Origin of the sequence: Kitasatospora sp. NPDC057904 (genome assembly GCF_042887925.1) — a bacterium.
GTDB lineage: Bacteria > Actinomycetota > Actinomycetes > Streptomycetales > Streptomycetaceae > Kitasatospora.
This window is the reverse complement of the sequence record NZ_JBHVOL010000019.1, coordinates 42,159-60,034: the sequence shown is the minus strand read 5'-3', so window position 1 is coordinate 60,034 and position 17,876 is coordinate 42,159. Positions and strand designations below refer to the sequence as shown.

The 17,876-nt window shown below is 72.9% G+C and carries 19 protein-coding genes; 6 read left to right on the top strand and 13 right to left on the bottom strand.

Annotation, left to right across the window (positions count from 1 at the left end):
- Positions 1-64 precede the first annotated feature (64 nt).
- The gene (locus tag ACFVSN_RS34610) at positions 65-994 is read left to right on the top strand and encodes a cellulose-binding protein (protein ID WP_329927955.1); all 930 of its coding nucleotides are present in this window, start codon (positions 65-67) and stop codon (positions 992-994) included.
- Positions 995-1,055: 61 nt separating this feature from the next.
- Here ACFVSN_RS34610 and ACFVSN_RS34605 read toward each other — a convergent pair whose 3' ends face one another.
- Together ACFVSN_RS34605 and ACFVSN_RS34600 are read right to left on the bottom strand one after the other, a co-directional pair.
- Complete coding sequence (locus ACFVSN_RS34605; protein ID WP_329927956.1) at positions 1,056-1,367, bottom strand: hypothetical protein; 312 nt, start codon at positions 1,365-1,367, stop codon at positions 1,056-1,058.
- Positions 1,364-2,161, bottom strand: a complete 798-nt coding sequence (locus tag ACFVSN_RS34600) for an alpha/beta fold hydrolase (RefSeq protein WP_387592128.1) — start codon at positions 2,159-2,161, stop codon at positions 1,364-1,366. The genes ACFVSN_RS34605 and ACFVSN_RS34600 overlap by 4 nt, the downstream gene beginning before the upstream one ends.
- A gap of 92 nt (positions 2,162-2,253) precedes the next feature.
- On the opposite strand from ACFVSN_RS34600, the gene ACFVSN_RS34595 reads away from it, so the two are divergent.
- Both ACFVSN_RS34595 and ACFVSN_RS34590 read left to right on the top strand, forming a co-directional pair.
- Positions 2,254-3,258 (top strand): ABC transporter ATP-binding protein, encoded by a 1,005-nt coding sequence (locus tag ACFVSN_RS34595; protein WP_387957459.1) that lies wholly within the window; start codon positions 2,254-2,256, stop codon positions 3,256-3,258.
- Position 3,259: 1 nt separating this feature from the next.
- Entirely contained in the window at positions 3,260-4,027 is a 768-nt protein-coding gene (locus ACFVSN_RS34590; RefSeq protein WP_380440142.1) for an ABC transporter permease subunit, read from the top strand.
- 29 nt (positions 4,028-4,056) lie between these two features.
- On the opposite strand, the gene ACFVSN_RS34585 is transcribed toward ACFVSN_RS34590, so the two are convergent.
- Entirely contained in the window at positions 4,057-4,377 is a 321-nt protein-coding gene (locus ACFVSN_RS34585) for an ATP/GTP-binding protein (RefSeq protein ID WP_387957457.1), read from the bottom strand.
- Between the two features lie 389 nt (positions 4,378-4,766).
- On the opposite strand from ACFVSN_RS34585, the gene ACFVSN_RS34580 reads away from it, so the two are divergent.
- Entirely contained in the window at positions 4,767-5,933 is a 1,167-nt protein-coding gene (locus ACFVSN_RS34580; RefSeq protein ID WP_380440189.1) for an LLM class flavin-dependent oxidoreductase, read from the top strand.
- Positions 5,934-6,026: 93 nt separating this feature from the next.
- Here ACFVSN_RS34580 and ACFVSN_RS34575 read toward each other — a convergent pair whose 3' ends face one another.
- A complete protein-coding gene (locus ACFVSN_RS34575) occupies positions 6,027-6,419 on the bottom strand; it encodes an SCO5389 family protein (protein WP_329927961.1) in 393 nt (130 codons plus the stop codon).
- 486 nt (positions 6,420-6,905) lie between these two features.
- Here ACFVSN_RS34575 and nucS point away from each other — a divergent pair, with 486 nt between their 5' ends.
- Positions 6,906-7,565 (top strand): endonuclease NucS, encoded by a 660-nt coding sequence (nucS, locus tag ACFVSN_RS34570; protein ID WP_355252708.1) that lies wholly within the window; start codon positions 6,906-6,908, stop codon positions 7,563-7,565.
- Positions 7,566-7,569: 4 nt separating this feature from the next.
- Here the strand turns inward: nucS and ACFVSN_RS34565 are convergent, their stop codons facing one another.
- From ACFVSN_RS34565 to ACFVSN_RS34545, 5 genes are all read right to left on the bottom strand, one after another.
- A complete protein-coding gene (locus ACFVSN_RS34565) occupies positions 7,570-9,870 on the bottom strand; it encodes an ATP-binding protein (RefSeq protein WP_387957455.1) in 2,301 nt (766 codons plus the stop codon).
- Between the two features lie 250 nt (positions 9,871-10,120).
- Complete coding sequence (locus tag ACFVSN_RS34560) at positions 10,121-10,444, bottom strand: STAS domain-containing protein (RefSeq protein ID WP_380440136.1); 324 nt, start codon at positions 10,442-10,444, stop codon at positions 10,121-10,123.
- Positions 10,445-10,854: 410 nt separating this feature from the next.
- A complete protein-coding gene (locus tag ACFVSN_RS34555; protein ID WP_380496778.1) occupies positions 10,855-11,724 on the bottom strand; it encodes a 3-hydroxyacyl-CoA dehydrogenase family protein in 870 nt (289 codons plus the stop codon).
- Between the two features lie 200 nt (positions 11,725-11,924).
- Positions 11,925-12,575, bottom strand: coding sequence for a response regulator (locus tag ACFVSN_RS34550; protein ID WP_380496777.1), 651 nt, complete (start codon positions 12,573-12,575; stop codon positions 11,925-11,927).
- Positions 12,572-13,792 carry a sensor histidine kinase gene (locus ACFVSN_RS34545; RefSeq protein WP_387957453.1) on the bottom strand — a complete coding sequence of 407 codons (1,221 nt, stop codon included), beginning with the start codon at positions 13,790-13,792 and terminating at the stop codon, positions 12,572-12,574. The genes ACFVSN_RS34550 and ACFVSN_RS34545 overlap by 4 nt, the downstream gene beginning before the upstream one ends.
- 157 nt (positions 13,793-13,949) lie before the next feature.
- Here ACFVSN_RS34545 and ACFVSN_RS34540 point away from each other — a divergent pair, with 157 nt between their 5' ends.
- Positions 13,950-14,549 carry a hypothetical protein gene (locus tag ACFVSN_RS34540; RefSeq protein ID WP_380440129.1) on the top strand — a complete coding sequence of 200 codons (600 nt, stop codon included), beginning with the start codon at positions 13,950-13,952 and terminating at the stop codon, positions 14,547-14,549.
- A 4-nt stretch (positions 14,550-14,553) separates the two neighbouring features.
- Here ACFVSN_RS34540 and ACFVSN_RS34535 read toward each other — a convergent pair whose 3' ends face one another.
- From ACFVSN_RS34535 to atpD, 4 genes are all read right to left on the bottom strand, one after another.
- Entirely contained in the window at positions 14,554-15,126 is a 573-nt protein-coding gene (locus ACFVSN_RS34535) for a cob(I)yrinic acid a,c-diamide adenosyltransferase (RefSeq protein ID WP_380496773.1), read from the bottom strand.
- A gap of 86 nt (positions 15,127-15,212) precedes the next feature.
- Positions 15,213-15,713: a DUF2550 domain-containing protein gene (locus tag ACFVSN_RS34530; protein WP_218201846.1), complete on the bottom strand. Its 501-nt coding sequence runs from the start codon at positions 15,711-15,713 to the stop codon at positions 15,213-15,215.
- A gap of 148 nt (positions 15,714-15,861) precedes the next feature.
- On the bottom strand, positions 15,862-16,245 hold the full coding sequence (locus ACFVSN_RS34525; protein ID WP_329927969.1) for a F0F1 ATP synthase subunit epsilon: 384 nt from the start codon (positions 16,243-16,245) through the stop codon (positions 15,862-15,864).
- Positions 16,246-16,429: 184 nt separating this feature from the next.
- The gene (gene atpD, locus ACFVSN_RS34520; protein WP_380440125.1) at positions 16,430-17,875 is read right to left on the bottom strand and encodes a F0F1 ATP synthase subunit beta; all 1,446 of its coding nucleotides are present in this window, start codon (positions 17,873-17,875) and stop codon (positions 16,430-16,432) included.
- Position 17,876 lies beyond the last annotated feature (1 nt).

The following is a 17,876-nucleotide window of genomic DNA, read 5'->3' as shown; positions in this document are numbered from 1 at the left end:
CCGGTACCGTGTCAGGATTCCCTCAACCACCTCAGCGGTTTGACGACAGGAAGCCCAGAACCCCATGAGCGACAGTCACTCCCCTCACGGCTTCGACCTGGTGCGCCGTGGGTACGAGCGTGCCCAGGTCGACGAGCGGATCACCAAGCTGGTGGCCGACCGTGACAGTGCCTTGACCCGGATCAGTGCGCTGGAGAAGCGCATCGAGGAGCTCCACCTGGAGACGCAGACCGCCCAGGCGGCGGTCGCCGAGCAGGAGCCGTCGTACGCCGGTCTCGGCGCCCGGGTCGAGAAGATCCTGCGCCTCGCCGAGGAGGAGGCCAAGGACCTGCGCGACGAGGCGCACCGCGCCGCCGAGCAGCACCGCGAGCTCGCCGAGGCCGCCGCCCAGCAGGTCCGCACCGAGGCCGAGAACTACGCCAAGGACCGCAAGGCCAAGGCGGAGGACGAGGGCATGCGGATCGTCGACAAGGCCAAGAGCGACGCGGCCCAGCTGCGCGCCGAGGCCAACAAGGACGCGCAGAACAAGCGCGAGGAGGCGGACGCCCTCTTCGAGGAGACCCGCACCAAGGCCGCCCAGGCCGCACTGGAGTTCGAGACCAACCTGGCCAAGCGCCGCGAGCAGTCCGAGCGCGACCTGGCCGCCCGTCAGGCCAAGGCCGAGAAGCGCCTCGCCGAGATCGAGCACCGGGCCGAGCAGCTGCGCCTGGAGGCCGAGAAGCTGCGCACCGACGCCGAGCGCCGCGCCCGCCAGACCGTCGAGACGGCCCAGCGCCAGTCCGAGGACATCGTGGCCGACGCGAACGCCAAGGCCGACCGGATCCGCAGCGAGTCCGAGCGCGAGCTGGCGGCGCTCACCAACCGCCGCGACAGCATCAACGCCCAGCTGACCAACGTCCGCGAGATGCTGGCGACGCTGACCGGCGCGGCCGTGGCCGCCGCCTCGCTGCCGAACGACGACACCATCGGCGTGCCCGCCCAGCAGGGCCGCTGACGCAGCAGCACGGCGGGCCCTCACCCTCCCGGGTGAGGGCCCGCCGTCGTTCAGGGCGTCATCATCTCGGGTAGGCCCCGTCCGGCCGCTGGTGGCCGCTGCTGAGCTGGTTGCCCTCGTCGTCCGAGACGGTGCCGAACCACGACGTGCACCACACCGAGACCGAGTCCGGCCAGTACTGCACCTCGAACGGGTGGCCCGAGCCGTGGTCGCCGTACGAGGTGACGATGAAGGTCTCCCCCGGGCGCATCCAGTAGTCCTCGCCGAGCGGCTCCAGGGTCAGCTCCAGCAGCCCCTCGCCGCGGTTCGTCAGCGGCATCCGGCCGGTCACCTCCAGGGCCGAGAAGTCCCAGCCGGCCTCCTCCTCGGTCATCCGGCGGCCACCCGGGCGAGCAGCTTGCGCACGGCGTCGTCGAACGCCTCCGGTGCCTCCAGGGCGCTCAGGTGGCCCACCCCGGGGATGACGGTCAGTTCGGCGTCCGGCCGCAGCCGCGCCATCAGCTCGGCCTCCTCGACGGCCACCAGGGCGTCCTCGGCGCCCGCGACGACCGCGGTCGGCACCCGCACCCCGGCGAGCACCTCCCGGGAGTCCGGCCGGGCCGCCATGGCCCGCTGCGCCCACGCGACGGCGGCCGGCGGCGCGGCGGCGACCAGCGCCTGCACCCGCTCGACCAGGTGCTGCGAGTCCGGCCCGAGCTGGCCGGCCGCCACCTCCTCGTCGAACAGCAGCTGGACGCTGTCCCGGGCGAGGACCGCGGCGGCGATGCGCTCCCGGTTGGCGCGGACGGCGTCGGAGTCGGCGGTGGCGCGGGTGTTGGCCAGCAGCAGCCCGGCCAGCCGGTCCGGGTGACGGCGGGCGAAGGCCAGCGCCACGTAGCCGCCCATGGAGAGCCCGCCGACCACCGCCCGGTCGATCCCGGCCGCGTCCAGCAGCAGCGCGAGGTCGTCCGCGACCAGGTCCAGCGAGGGTTCGTCGGTGCCCAGCACGGTGCCGCCGAACCCCCGCTGGTCGGGGGCGAGCACGCGGGCGTCGTCCCCGGTCAGTCCGGGCAGCGCGTCCAGTTGGGCGGACCACATCGCGGCGTTCAGCGGGAAGGCGTGCAGGAGTACGAGGGGCGTTCCGGTGCCGCTCTCGCGCACCGACAATGCTGAGGGGAGCTGGGTCATGGGGCCACCGTATTCCGGTGCGCCCGGCGGGCCCACTCAGCGGGCCGCGATATCCGCTTTGTCCTAGCCTGACAGAGAGTAAGGGAGCGCGAATGATCGAGTTGCACGACCTGACGAAACGTTACGGCAAGACCCTCGCGGTGGACCGGCTCAGCTTCCGGGTGCCCCAGGGAGTCGTCACCGGCTTCCTCGGCCCCAACGGCGCGGGCAAGTCCACCACCATGCGCATGATCCTCGACCTCGACAGACCCACCTCCGGCCGGGTCACCATCGACGGCCGGAGGTACGGACAGCTCAGCGAGCCGCTCAAGTACATCGGCGCCCTGCTGGAGGCCAAGGCCGTCCACCCCGGGCGCACCGCCCGCGACCACCTGCTCTGGCTCGCCCAGAGCAACCGGATCCCCGAGCGCCGGGTCGACGAGGTACTCGCCCTCGTCGGCCTCACCCCGGTCGCCCGCAAGCGCGCCCGCGGCTTCTCGCTCGGCATGGGCCAGCGCCTGGGCATCGCCTCCGCGCTGCTCGGCGACCCGGAGATCGTCATGTTCGACGAGCCGGTCAACGGCCTGGACCCGGAGGGCATCCTCTGGATCCGCAACCTGATGAAGCGGCTCGCCGCCGAGGGCCGCACCGTCTTCGTCTCCTCGCACCTGATGAGCGAGATGGCCGTCACCGCCGACCACCTCGTCGTCATCGGCCGGGGCCGGCTGCTCGCCGACCTGCCGATGCCCGAGTTCATCCGGCGCAACTCCCGCTCCGCCGTCCGGCTGCGCACCCCGAGCCCCGAGCGCCTGCTCGACGTCCTGGCCGGCGCCGGGATCCACCACGAGACCGGGCCGGACGGCTCCTACGAGGTGGTCGACGGCGACCTCGCCGGCCTCGGCGACCTGGCCGCCGCGAACGGCGTCGTCCTGCACGAACTCAGCCCCCAGCAGGCCTCGTTGGAGGAGGCCTTCATGCAGATGACGGCCGACTCGGTGGAGTACCACGCCGGCGACGGACCGGGCCGGGACGCGGCCGGCGCGCCCGGCGTGTGGGGCGCCGGCTGGCAGCCCGGCGCCGAACAGGCGGCCGCCCCGGCCGGACAGGAGGAGAACTGAGATGGCGTCCTTCCCCGCGATCCTGCGCTCCGAGTGGACGAAGATCCGCAGCGTCCGCTCGACGGTCTGGACCCTCGCGCTGACCTTCGTCGTCACGGTCGGCATCGGCGCGCTGCTGTCCCTGCTGACCAACAACAACTTCACCGAGTTCCGGCGCAACGACCAGAGCCCGTTCGACGCCACCGGCACGGCCTTCTCCGGCATCATGCTCGGCGAGCTCGCCATCATCGTCTTCGGCGTGCTGGCCATCGGCAACGAGTACAGCACCGGCATGGTCCGGGTCAGCCTGGCCGCCGTCCCGCAGCGCGGCACCCTGCTCACCGGCAAGGCCGTCGTCCTCGGCTCGCTGGCCCTGGCCGTGTCGGTCGTGACGGCCTTCGTCACCTTCTTCATCGGCCAGTCGCTGCTCGGCTCGCACTCCACCACCCTCGGCGAACCGAACGTGCTGCGCGCGGTGTTCGGCGCCGCGCTCTACCTGACGATGCTCTGCCTGTTCTCGGCCGGCGTCACGGCGATGCTGCACAACCAGACGCTCGCGCTGGGCGTGCTGGTGCCGTTCTTCTTCCTGCTCTCGCCGATCCTCTCGGCGGTGCCGAAGGTCAAGACGCTCGCGCACTACTTCCCGGACTACGCGGGCTCGCGGATGCTGCTGGTGTACGAGCAGCACGGCCAGCCGTACGGACCGTGGGCCGGTTTCGCGATCTGCCTGGCCTGGACGCTGGCCGCCCTGGCCGGCGGCGCGCTCGTGCTCAAGAACCGCGACGCGTAAGGCGGTTGACCGCCGGCCGGAGCGACGGATCAGTACCGCGGAGCGCCGCGGCCCCGCAGCACGTTGGAGGCCCGGCGCTCCCGCGCTCCCCAGCACGCGCGGTGCCAGTGCCGCCGGTCGTCCACCCCGGCGCCGTGCATCGGCCAGGCGACCACGTGGCCGACCCCGGACGGGATCTCCTGGTCGCAGCCCGGGCAGCGGTAGCTGCGCCCGGACGTCCCGGCGACCGTCTGGACCACCCAGTCGTCGCCCTGGTAGCTCTCGGTGCGGCGCAGCGAACCGCCCAGCGGGGCGGCCGGTTCGTCCGCCCGGTCGGCGGCGCTCTTGATCCGGTTGTGGCGGGGCGACACGGCGACTACCTCTCTCCGGTGGCTCGGGACCGTTCCAGCCTACGGCCGGGCACGACCCCCGAGAGCCTCTATCACGGCATCACGCGCCGGTTCGGGGTTTCCGGCGAGATCCACCCGATCTTCCCCGAAATTCGTGGTTCGGCGTGCCATTGGCACATGACATCCGATACCCACAAGGGGAACAGGCGGGGCCCGCAGACCCTGCGCGCACCCGAGGAGGCCCACCGATGTCCAAGACCACCGCCCGCGCCGAGACCCGTCGGCCCGTCGGGGTCCGGCCGCCCGCCCCCGGGCCCGCGCTGACCACCGTTCCCCCGGTGACGGCCGCCGCCGGCGATCCGCTGCCCGCCGCGCAGCGGGCCGCCGCGTTCCCCGCGGACACCGCACCGATCCGGGTCGGCGCCTTCATGCTCTCCGCGCAGTTCCCCGGGCAGAGCCACGGGGAGGCGCTCGACCGCACCGTACGCGCCGCCGTCGAGGCCGAACGCGCGGGCCTGGACAGCGTCTGGCTGGCCGAACACCACTTCGTCCCGTACGGGGTCTGCCCGAACGCCGCCACGCTCGCCGCCCTGCTGCTCGGCCGCACCCGCCGGATCGGCGTCGGCACCGCCGTCAGCGTGCTGTCCACCGCCCACCCGGTGGCGCTCGGCGAGCAGGCCGCGCTGCTGCACCTCACCTCCGGCGGGCGCTTCACGCTCGGGGTGGGCCGCGGCGGCCCGTGGATCGACCTGGACGTGTTCGGCAGCGGCGTGGACGCCTTCGAGAACGGCTTCCCGGAGCGGCTGGACCTGCTGCTGCGCTGGCTGCGCGGCTCCCGCGTCGGCGCGGACGGGCCGCAGTTCGCCTTCCCCGAGGTCGCCGTCGTCCCGCGGGCGACCGAGCCGCTGCGCCGGCCCGGGCTGGGCGCCTGGCTAGGCCTCGGCGACCCCGGCGGCCGGGTGCGCCTGCCGCGTCAGCGCCAGGACGTCGAGGGGGCGGGTGCGAGCCTCGGCGCGGGCGACGAACTCACCCCCGCCGGACGGCCGGTGGCCGGCCCGCCGGTGGTCGTCGCGTGCACGTCCCCGGCCGGGGTCAGACTCGCCGCCGAACGCGGCCTGCCGATGCTGCTGGGCATGCACTCGGGCGACGACGACAAGCTGAACATGCTGGAGCTGTACCGCAGCGCCTGGCTGGCCGCCGGACGCGACGAGGAGCAGCTGCGCCGGATCAACCGCCGGCACGTCGCGGCCGGCGTGGCCCAGGTCGACGACCGCACCTCGACGGCGCGGGCCACGCTGCTGAGCGCGATGCCGGGCTGGTTCGAGTACGGGCTCGGCGCCCACCGCACCGTGGACGGCCGGGAGCGCAAGATGCGCGACCCGCACCAGTACACCGAGTTCCTGTGCGACCTGCACGCGGTGGGCACCCCGAAGCAGTGCGCCGACCGTCTGCTGGCCACCGCCGAGCGGACCGGCATCCGCCGCTTCGCACTGCTCGCCGAGGGCAGCGGCGACCGCGAGGCGACCCTGCACAACATCGCCCGGCTCGGTTCGGAGGTGCTCCCGCAACTGAGCTGAGCCGCACCGCCCGCCGGACCGAACCGCGCCGCCCCCTCCCCCCGCACCGGGGGAGGGGCCGACGGCGTTCCGGCGCCGCCGTGAGCGGGTCGATCAGCAGTCCCGCAGTTCCTCGGACTGGTTGAGCAGCTGCTCCCGGACGGACGTGAAGCGGTCGAACCGCGCCTCGTTGGCGTCGGACGGCAGGAACACCGCCACCCGGTGACAGTTCTGGAAGGCCAGCCGGACCCCGAAGTGCCGCTGCAGGGCACCCCGGATGGCGTCGCTGGCGAGCGCCCGCAGGAGCTGGCCGCGGGCCTGCTCGCTGGGCGGCGGTACCTGGTTGTCGGCGAAATCGGTGCCGTCGACCTTGGCCTGGGCGACCAGCGAGCTGATCAGGTTCCAGGCGTACGGCAGCGAGACGCGGACGCAGTCGACGAATTCCCGCTCGTCGACCTCGCCCCGCTCGGCCTTTTCGAGCAGGGCCGGTGAGACGTCGAGCGACATGGATTCTCCTCTCGCGGACCACCCGCGCGCGGCGCGCGGGTGGTGGTGCGTGGTCCGAAGCTCACAGTGAGGGTGGGCGAAATCGCACGGGATGTCCGGAACAGCGACGGAACGGCTGTTTCCGGCGCCGTGCGAAGGGTGCGGCGGCACCACTGGACGTAACGTCCCGGATACCGACCGCTTCAGAACAGCGTGTCAGTCAACGGCGGGCCAGGCCGGTGGTTCCTAGGGATTGCTCCGTAAATACGCCGTGGTGCACCAGAATGGCCGGATCCTGTCGGATCGTTCATCTGAAGTCTCCATCCCCGTTGACAGCGGCCCCGCACGCATGCCGTCACACACGGTAGCGACCCCAGCGTAGGGGCGCCAGACCGCGGGAGGCATCCCCGGAATCGCCGAACCTCCATGTTCGCGGGGTTCGCGCTTCCTTCACCCCGTCGTCGCGGAATCGCATCAACTGGCCCCGGTGGGCTAGCGTGGTCGACCGTGCGTCTCGTAATTGCCCGCTGCTCAGTCGACTATGCCGGTCGGCTCTCCGCCCATCTGCCCTCCGCCACCAGGCTCATCCTGGTCAAGGCCGACGGCAGCGTCAGCATCCACGCCGACGACCGCGCCTACAAGCCGCTCAACTGGATGTCCCCGCCGTGCGTCCTCAAGGAGGCCGACGGGGTCTGGACGGTGGAGAACAAGGCCGGCGAGAAGCTCATCATCACCCTGGAGGAGGTGCTGCACGACTCGTCCCACGAGCTCGGGGTCGACCCGGGCCTGATCAAGGACGGCGTCGAGGCACACCTCCAGGAGCTGCTGGCGGACCGCATGGAGGTGCTCGGCGCCGGCTGGTCGCTGATCCGCCGCGAGTACCCGACCGCGATCGGCCCGGTCGACATCCTGTGCCGCGACTCCGACGGGGCGACGGTCGCCGTCGAGATCAAGCGCCGCGGCGAGATCGACGGCGTCGAGCAGCTCACCCGCTACCTCGAACTCCTCAACCGGGACCCGCTGCTGGCCCCGGTCAAGGGCGTCTTCGCCGCGCAGGAGATCAAGCCCCAGGCCCGCGTGCTGGCCACCGACCGGGGCATCGGCTGCGTGGTCCTGGACTACGACGAGCTGCGCGGCATCGACGACGACAAGCTGAAGCTGTTCTGACGCCTCAGGTCGTCGGCTTCGCGGTCGGGGTGCCCGATCCGGTCGGTGCCGGCGTCGTCGGCTGAGGCGAGGCCGTGGGACTCGGGGTCGAGGACGTCGGCGAACTGCTCGGCGCCGGCGGCTGGCTCGGGTGGGTCACGGGCGGCTGCTGCGGCCCCGGCCCGGGCTGCTGCGTCGGCGGCTGCGGGTCGCCCGGAGCGGGCGGCTGCGGCTGCTGCGGGGCGTCCGACCCCGTCGCGCCGGGCGAGCGGCTCGGCTTCTTCGACGCCGTCGCCGAGGCCGACGCCGACGCGGTCGGCGAGTGCGTCGCACTGCCGCTCGCCGAGGGCTCCGGGCTGGTCCCGTTCGCCGCCGGGCTGCTGCCCGGGGCGTCCGCGCCGGCCGTCGTGGCGGCGCCGGTGCTGGAGTGCGGCAGCGGGACCTGCCCGCCGGTGCCGGTGTCGTCCTGGTCGAGCCGGCTGTGCGGGTCGTTGGTCCGCTGCTCCCCCGGCCCGGTGACGCTCATCGCCACCGCCGTGCTGAGCACCCCGAGCGTGAGCACCGCCGCCGACGCGACGACCACCCGCCGGCGCCGGCTCGACCGCAGCCCGGACGGCACCCTGGCCGCGATCTTGCGGATCACCGGACCGCGCGCGGGCGCCGCCGCGGGCTGGGCGCCCGGCAGTTGACGGCCCTCGGCCCGCAGCAGGTCGAGCATCCGACGCGCCGCCGCGACCCCGCGCTGCTCGCCGACGACGGCCCGCAGCGTGAGCGCGGTCTCCAGCTCGGCGATCGCCTGGGACGGTTCCTGCGCGCAGATCGCGTAGACGCCCAACTCGTGGTGGAACCAGGCCTCGTCGGCCTTGGAGGCGGTCCGCCTGGCGGCCTCCAGACCCAGCTGCAGCGCCCGTTCCCAGGCCCCCCAGCGCAGCGACAGGGCCAGCGCGGGGGCGGCGGCCCTGGCCAGCCGGACGACGGCCTCGTGGCGCCCGGCGGTGCGGTCGGCCAGCAGGACGCCGATCACCACCTCCGCCTCGGCCGCGATCTGCCCGAGCGACACCGAGCTGTGCCCGACCCACCAGGCGAAGTGCTGCGCCGCGCCGTCGACGCTGCCGCGCGCCGGCCAGTGCGGGAGGAGCAGTTCGAGCGCCCCTGCGGTCAGCCGGTGGTGGCCGCCGATGGACACCGCGAGCCCGGCGTCGGCGAGCTCGGCGAGCGCGCTCTCGCCCTGGCCGACGTCGATCAGCGCGGGCAGGTGCGGCGCGGTCGGGCACTCGCCGCCGAGCGCCACGGCGAGCCGCAGCACGGCCTGCGCGGGCTCGCTCAGCCCCTCGGCGAGCCGGACGGCGGGCGAGGCGGTCTCGGCGACGGACGGCAGCGGCACGGTCCGGCGCAGCGCGCCCTCGCGGACGGCCGGGTCGGGGTCGTGGACGGGCCCGTCGACCGCGCCGAACACGTCCAGGCGGTCCTCCTCGGCGGCGACCAGCGCGTCCACCGCCACGTCCCGCTGGCGCAGCAGCGCGGCGGCCTGGACGAAGCGCAGCGGCAGTCCCTCGGACTCGAACCAGAGGTCGACCGCCCAGGCCTTCTCGGCGACGTCCAGCGGCCGCCCGGCCAGCCGGGCGGCGAGCGCGAGGCAGGCGGCGCGCGAGAGTCCGGCGACGGGGTGGTCCTGGAGCCGGGAGCCGGCCGACAGCGGCGGGGCGGCGGGGTCGACCGAGATCAGGAAGGCGCAGCGGGGGGCGGCGGAGAGCAGCTCCTCCAGCTCGGCGCCGGAGGGTTCGGCGCCGTCGATCACGACGATCGCGCCGACGTCGGCGAGGTGCGCGGCCAGCTGGGCCGGGTCGGGGCGGTAGCCGGGGGCGTGGTGGGTGGCGGCGAACAGCTCCTGGAGCACGTCGGCGGTCGTGCGGCGGTGGCCGCAGAGCTGGACGACGCCGCCGGGGGCGAGGTCGGCGGCGGCCTCGGCGACGGCCGACAGCAGGGCGCTGCGACCGGAGCCGGCCTGGCCGACCAGGCGTATCGAGCGGCCCTCGGCGAGCAGGCCGAGGAGTTCGGCGACGTCCGCCTCGCGGTCGAGCAGCGGCAGGTCGGCGGGCCCGGCGCCGAGGGCGAGCGGGCCGACCGCCCGCTCGACGCCGCCGACGGGTCCGCGGGCGGGCTCGCTGCGCAGCACCCGGCGGGGGCGCGGGCGCCACTCCTCGGGGCAGGGCCGGGCCTCGGAGCCGTCCGGCGCGCCGACGCCCACCAGCAGAGCGCCGGAGACCAGCTCGCCACTGCGGGCGCGGACGGCCTCCTGCCGGAACTCACCGGTTGGCTGTGCCACGTTCTGCTCCGCATCGTGCTCGGCCGCCGGCGTGCCGCGCCGGCCGGCTGACGTCTCGGTCGCGGCCGTGCGGGGACCGGGCGGGCATGGCCCGGCTGCGGCGGCCGTCTTCTGACGGGCAGACTCTCGCACATCCGGCCCCGCGTGTGCAGCGCCGTCCCGTCACGCGCGCCCCACGAGGGCCTCGTGCGCCCCCGGAGCGCTTTCCGGAGCGCGTTCGGAGCCCCTTCCGGAGCCCCTTCGGCGTGCTTCAGAGACCGACCCCGTGCGCCTCGGCGACGCCGCCGTCCACGGCGAGGATGCGGTGCAGCTTGGTGGCCACCAGCAGCCGCTGGAGCTGGGCCGGGACGGAGCGCAGCACGAGCCGGCGGCCGATCCGGCCGGCCCGGCGGTGGGTGCCCATGATGACGCCGAGGCCGGTGGCGTCCCAGAACTCCAGGCGGGCGAGGTCGAGCACGAGGTCGCCGAGGCCGGTGTCGACGGCCTGGTGGAGCCGGGCCCGCGCGTCGGCGGCGGTGCGCACGTCGAGGCGGCCCTCGATGGCCAGCGCCCTGTGGTCGCCGGTGATGCGCATGCTCTCCTCCTCCTTCGCCTGGCCGGTCCCGGTGTCGGGGGTGTGGGTCCGCCCCGGCCGTGCCGGGCCGGGGAGCGGGGTGGCCGCCCGGGCGGGCCGTGGCCCCTCGTCCGGAGGCCCGCCTGCTGCGCCGAACGGCGACGGGCCGCGCGCCCGGGCCGGCCGCCCGTCGTTCAAACCTGGGCCCCTCATCTGACGGCGAACCAGCACCGCAGGTTGCTGGTTGCGGTCAGATCTGAAGCAACTTCACTCGTCCGAGGGAATATACGCAGGTAGTCTCCACACCTACGCTCGATTACCGCCCAAATCACCCGTCTGCGGCACCCGGCGTGAGGAAACTCACCCGCCCCGGGCGGGGCGGGTCCTACGATGCTCGATCGCCCGGCCCGCCCGGCCCCGCGGCCCGTGGGTTACTTGCCCTCGTGCCCGTAGAAGCCGCGGCCGCTCTTGCGGCCGAGGTCGCCGGCGGTGACCATGCGGGCCATGACCTCCGGGGCGGCGAACTTCTCGTCCTGGGTCTCCTCGTAGATGTTGCGGGCGGCGTGCAGCAGGATGTCGACGCCGGTCAGGTCGGCGGTCTCCAGCGGGCCCATCGGGTGGCCGAAGCCGAGGCGGCAGGCCTTGTCGATGTCCTCGGCGGTCGCCACGCCCGTCTCGTACAGCTTGGCGGCCTCGACGACCAGGGCGGTGATCAGGCGGGTGGTGACGAAGCCGGCCACGTCACGGTTGACCACCACGACCTCCTTGCCGACGCCCTCGGCGAAGGCGCGGGCGGTGGCCAGCGTCTCGTCGCTGGTCTTGTAGCCGCGCACCAGCTCGACCAGCTTCATCAGCGGCACCGGCGAGAAGAAGTGCACGCCGATGACGGACTCCGGGCGCCGGGTGGCGGCGGCGATCCGGGTGATCGGAATGGCGGAGGTGTTGGAGGCGAGCACGGCGCCGTCCTTGGCGAGCTTGTCGAGCTCGCGGAAGACGGCCTCCTTGACCTCCAGCTTCTCGAACACGGCCTCGACCACGATGTCGGCCCCGGCGACGGCGCCCAGGTCGGTGGTGGTGGTGATCCGGCCGAGGGCGGCCTCGGCGTCCTCCGCGCTCATCCGGCCCTTGGCGACGAACTTCTCGTACGAGGCGCGGATGCCGGCGAGACCGCGCTGCAGCGCCTCGTCGGTGACGTCCCGCAGCACCACCGGGTGGCCGGCCTGGGCCGACACCTGGGCGATGCCGGCGCCCATCAGGCCGGCACCGATCACGGCGATCTGCTTGCTGGACGCATTGCTCATGGCGGGTCTCCCGATGCCGTCGCCGCCTCGCGGGCGGGCCCTGAAAGCGGCTCAGGGCAGGGGTCGCCGCCCGGTAGAGCCGCGTCGCTCTGGCGGGGACTCTAACGCCCATTTCGTCCGTGCAATAGCAATCGGGAGTGTGATCTGCAACCGACCTGGTCAGGTGAACCAATCAGCCCGGCCGATCGTCGGTGCGACGGTCAGATCATCAGCCCGAGGTCCTGCGCCAGGATCGCCGCCTGCACCCGGCTGCGCAGCCGCAGCTTCGCGAGGATCCGGCTGACGTGCGTCTTCGTGGTCGCCTCCGCCATCGCGAGCCGGGCGGCGATCTCCCCGTTCGACAGCCCGGCGCCGATGCAGGCCAGCACCTCGCGCTCGCGCGGGGTGAGCCCGGCCACCGCCTCCCGGGTGTCCGGCCCCACCGCCCGGTCCGGCCGGGCGAAGGTGCCGATCAGCCGCCTGGTCACCGAGGGCGCCAGCATGCCGTCCCCGCGCGCCACCGTCCGGATGCCCTCGACGAGGGTGTCCGCCTCCAGGTCCTTGAGCAGGAAGCCGGCCGCGCCGGCCCGCAGCGCGCCGTACACGTACTCGTCCAGGTCGAAGGTGGTCAGCACGAGCACCTGGGCCGCGCCGGCGGCCACCACCTCGCGGGTCGCCGAGACGCCGTCCAGGCGCGGCATCTGCACGTCCATCAGCACCACGTCCGGCCGCAGCTCCAGGGCCAGCCGGACGGCCTCCTCGCCGTCGGCGGCCTGTCCGACCACCTCGACGTCCGGCTCGGCCCGCAGGATCATCACCAGCGCCGCCCGCACCGCAGCCTGGTCCTCGGCCACCAGCACCCGAATCGTCACGCGCGTCCCTCGTTCCCTTCGCTCCCCCGGCCGTGCGGGAGCACCGCGCGCACGCTCCAGTTCCCGTCCCGCGGCCCCGCCTCGAAACTGCCGCCGAGCAGCCCGGCCCGCTCCGACATGCCCACCAGCCCGGCCCGCGCCCCCGGCAGCCCGCGGCCCTCCTCGGCGCGGTACGGGCTGTCAACGGCGATCCGCAGCTCCCCCGCCCCGAAGTCCAGCCGCAGCCGCACCAGGCCGGGCCCGGCGTGCTTGAGCGCGTTGGTCAGCGACTCCTGCACGATCCGGTACGCGGCCAGGCCCACCGGCACCGGCAGCTCGCCGCGCTCGCCGTGCTCGCCGTGCTCGCTCAGCTCGAACTCCAGCCCGACGTCCCGGCCGGCCGCGCGGGCCTTCGTCAGCAGCGCGTCCACCGCGGCGAGGTCGGGCGCCGCGTAGGACTCGTCGGCCTCGCCCCCGCCGCTGTCCCGGAGCAGTCCGATCATGCGACGCATTTCGGCCAATCCTTGGACGCTGTTCTCCCGGATCACGGCGAGCACCTCCACCAGCGGGTCGTCCTCGGCCCGCCGCTGGCGCCGGGCCACGGACTGCGCGCCGGTCGCGTGGATCGCGATCGCCGACAGGTGGTTGGCCACCACGTCGTGCAACTCCCGTGCCATCCGGGCCCGTTCGGTGACGATGGCCTCGCGGCGGTCCATCTCCGAGAGCAGCGCGGTCTGTTCGGCGCGCAGCCGCTCGGTCTCCGCCTCCTGCCGGTGCTTGCGCACCACGTCCCCGGTCCACACCGGCGCCAGGAAGACCAGCGAGGTGACCACCACGACGAGCAGCCCAGCGGGCGTTCCGCTGTAGATCAGCGCCAGCGTGGAGAGCACCAGCACGGTGGCGCCGCCGGTCAGGTGCAGGATCCGCGACATCCGCGCGGACCCGTAGATCACCGCCGCGTACAGCAGGTCGGTGTACATGATGGTCGTCGCCAGCAGGCTGCCCGCGAGGATGCTGCCCGCGAAGGCGAGCCCGCCGAGGGAGACCGCCAGCACCGGCCTGCGCCGCCGCACCAGCTCCAGCGCGGCCATCACGAGCAGCGGCGCCACGACGGCCCACAGCGGGAGGTCGTCGGGCCGGTCGTACACCTTGAAGGCGATCAGCACCGCACCGCCGAGCAGCCCGCAGAGGGCGATCAGCCGGTCCAGCGCGTGTGGTGAGAGGGACGGACGGAGCACCCTCCCATCTCACCATCCCCGGCGGACCGCGCCGCTCCGGTCCACGGAGGATCCGGCTACATCGAAAGATGCACGCGGGGACGGCACTCCACGACGACGACGCGAGCGCGCCCGCACACGAGGCTGGTACCACCGCCGACCAGCCCGGGAGCAGAACGTGATCGTCACCCTCATCGTCGCGGCCGAGATCTCCTGGTGGATCGTGCTCGGCCTCGGCCTCAGCGCCCGCTACCTGCTGCGGTGGCGCCGCACCAGCACCGCGCTGCTGATCGGCCTCCCGGTGGTGGACCTCGCGCTGTACGCGCTCACCGTCCTGAACCTGCGGGGCGGCGCCGAGGCGGGCTGGATGCACGCGCTGGCGGCGAGCTACGCCGGTTTCTCGGTCGGCTACGGGCCCTCGCTGGTCGCCTGGGCCGACCGGCACTTCCTGCACCGCTTCGCCGGCGGCCCCAAGCCGCTGCCCGCCCCCAAGTACGGCCCGGAGCGGACCACGCACGAGTGGCGGATCGCGTGGCGCACGGTCGTCTCGGCCGCGATCACCCTGAGCCTGATCAGCCTCCTCGTCCCGCTCTCCGCGGGCAGCGCCCACTTCGGCACCTTCGCCCAGTGGTACTGGAAGCTGGGCATCGCGGCCGTCGTCAACGTCGTCGTGGCCGGCTGCTACTCGAAGTGGCCCAAGGAGGCCCCGGCCGGCGTGACGGTCGTCGACGGCCGGCCGGTCGAGCAGCCCGCCCCGGAGAAGGCCCCGCTGCCCTAGGGCGCTAGCGGTTCTCCCCCGGCACCCACAGGACGTCGCCGCGCTCCTTGTTGGCCGCCCTGGCCAGGATGAACAGCAGGTCCGAGAGCCGGTTGAGGTACTTGGCGGTCAGCGGGTTGACGGTGTCCCCGTGCGTCTCGATCGCCGTCCAGGTGGCCCGCTCGGCCCGCCGCACCACCGTGCAGGCCAGGTGCAGGTAGGCCGCGCCGGCCGTGCCGCCGGGGAGGATGAAGCTGCGCAGCTTCTCCAGCTGCTCCAGGTAGTGGTCGCAGTCGCCTTCGAGCCGGTCGATGTAGGACTGCAGGACCCGCAGCGGCGGGTACTCCGGGTTCTCGACCACGGGCGTCGCGAGGTCCGCGCCGACGTCGAACAGGTCGTTCTGGATCCGGGTGAGCACCGCGACGACGTCCGGCGCCAGCGCCCCGGCGGCGATGGCCACGCCGATCGCCGCGTTCGCCTCGTTGGCGTCGGCGTACGCGACCAGCCGCGGGTCGGTCTTGGTGGTCCGGCTCATGTCACCGAGCGCGGTGGTGCCGTCGTCGCCGGTACGGGTGTAGATGCGCGTCAGATTGACCATGCGGCCAGACTAGCCGGGCCGGTTAAGCGCCGTTAACCCCAGGCGCCGTCGATCCTGCGCGACGTCGACCCTAGGCGACATCGGCCCTAGGCGACGTTGACCCTCTGTCCGGGCGGCGCCGCCTCCAGCCAGGCGAGGAAGCCGGTGAGCGCGTCCTCGCTCATCGCGAGCTCCAGCGGGGCGCCGTTGTGCAGGCAGCGCAGCACCACCGAGCCGGAGAGCAGGGCGAGCTCCTCCTGACCCTCCGGGTAGCGCCGGCCGAGCACCTCGATCTCCCGGCGCGGGAGCACCTTGCGCGGGCGCGGGGCGTACGAGAAGACCCGGAACCACTCGATCGAGTCGCCGCTGTACCGGCCGATACCAAAAACCCACCCCTTGCCGTCGGTCTGTGGGACCGGGGCCGAGGTGGGTTTGCCGTTCTCGTCGAGGTCGGGCTGCGTCGAGGCGTCGGCGGGCATTTTGAGCCGGTAGCTGCAGTCGAACGTGCCGCCCACCCGCTGGATGAGGCGGCGCCGTACCGCGAACGCGACCAGGCCGATCACACCGAGTGCCACGACCGCCGCACACACCACGAGGGCGAGGACCATGCTCACCTACCTCCTCGCTACCCGCGTTCCCCGTATCGGTCGTACAAGGCGACCGCGTTGACCTACCAACTGAGACGACAGTCCCGGGGTCACGCTCGCGCGTCCCCGGGACCGTCGGTCGACCCCGCCGAGGCGGGGTCAGGCGTACTCAGACGTGCGCCTTGAGGCCGCGCGCCGCGAACAGGCGGACCTCGGCGCGACGCTCGGCGTGCGCGTCCAGGTCGGACTTGGCCTGCTCCAGCGCGCGCTCGGCGCGAGCGACGTCGATCTCGTCCGCCAGCTCGGCGATCTCCGCGAGCAGAGACAGCTTGTTGTCGGCGAAGGAGATGAAGCCGCCGTGCACCGCGGCGACGACGGTGCCGCCGTCCACCGTGCGGATGGTGACCGGGCCGGTCTCCAGCACGCTCAGCACCGGGGTGTGACCCGGCATGATGCCGGTGTCACCGGAGGCCGTACGGGCGACGACGATGGTGGCCGCACCGGACCACACCTTGCGGTCGGCTGCGACCAGCTCGACGTGCAGCTCAGCCAACGTGGGCTCCTAGGCTCATGCAACCCCCGATTACTCGGGAGTTTCGGTAAGAATAACGGCCCCGCACCTCCGGCATGAAACCGGCGGCACGGACTTGACCGGAATCACAGCCGATGCGACGCGAGGGGTGGGTCCCAGGGTTGGGGCCCACCCCTCACGGTCACTCGGCTGCTACCGGCCGCGATTACTTCTTCGCCAGCTCGGCGGCGTTCTTCTCGAGGTCCTCGATGCCACCGCACATGAAGAAGGCCTGCTCCGGGACGGTGTCGTACTTGCCGTCCGCGATCGCGTTGAACGCCTCGATGGTCTCCGACAGCGGAACGGTCGAGCCGTCGACGCCGGTGAACTGCTTGGCCACGTAGGTGTTCTGCGAGAGGAAGCGCTCGATGCGACGGGCGCGGTGCACCGTGATCTTGTCTTCCTCGGACAGCTCGTCCATACCGAGGATGGCGATGATGTCCTGCAGGTCCTTGTACTTCTGCAGGATCCCCTTGACACGGATGGCCGTCTCGTAGTGGTTCTGCGCGATGTACCGCGGGTCGAGGATGCGGGACGTGGAGTCCAGCGGGTCGACGGCCGGGTAGATGCCCTTCTCCGAGATCGGACGCGACAGAACGGTCGTCGCGTCCAGGTGGGCGAAGGTGGTGGCCGGGGCCGGGTCGGTGAGGTCGTCCGCGGGGACGTAGATCGCCTGCATCGAGGTGATCGAGTGACCGCGGGTCGAGGTGATGCGCTCCTGCAGGAGGCCCATCTCGTCGGCCAGGTTCGGCTGGTAGCCCACCGCGGAGGGCATGCGGCCGAGCAGGGTCGACACCTCGGAACCGGCCTGGGTGAACCGGAAGATGTTGTCGATGAAGAGGAGCACGTCCTGCTTCTCGACGTCACGGAAGTACTCCGCCATGGTCAGCGCGGAGAGCGCGACGCGCAGACGGGTGCCCGGCGGCTCGTCCATCTGGCCGAAGACCAGCGCGGTCTTGTCCAGAACGCCCGAGTCGACCATCTCGTGGATGAGGTCGTTGCCCTCACGGGTGCGCTCGCCGACGCCGGCGAACACCGACACACCACCGAAGTTCTCGGCGACGCGGTAGATCATCTCCTGGATCAGAACGGTCTTGCCGACACCGGCACCACCGAACAGACCGATCTTGCCACCCTGGACGTACGGGGTGAGGAGGTCGATGACCTTGATGCCGGTCTCGAACATCTCGGTCTTCGACTCGAGCTCGGAGAAGTTCGGGGCCTTGCGGTGGATGGGCCACCGGACCTCGACCTGCGACTCGAACTCGGCCTTGTCGACGTTCAGCACCTCACCGAGGGCGTTGAAGACCTTGCCCTTGGTGATCTGGCCGACCGGCACGGAGATGGCGGCACCGGTGTCGGTGACCTGCGCGCCACGGACCAGGCCGTCGGTCGGCTGCATCGAGATGCCGCGGACCAGGCCGTCGCCGAGGTGCTGGGCGACCTCGAGGGTGAGGATCTTCTTGCCCGAGCCGTCGGGGTTGTCCACCTCGACGTGCAGGGCGTTGAACATGTTCGGAATGGCGTCGACGGGGAACTCCACGTCGACGACCGGGCCGATGACCCGCGCGACGCGGCCCGTCGCCGTGGTCGGCTCAACAGTGGTGGTCATA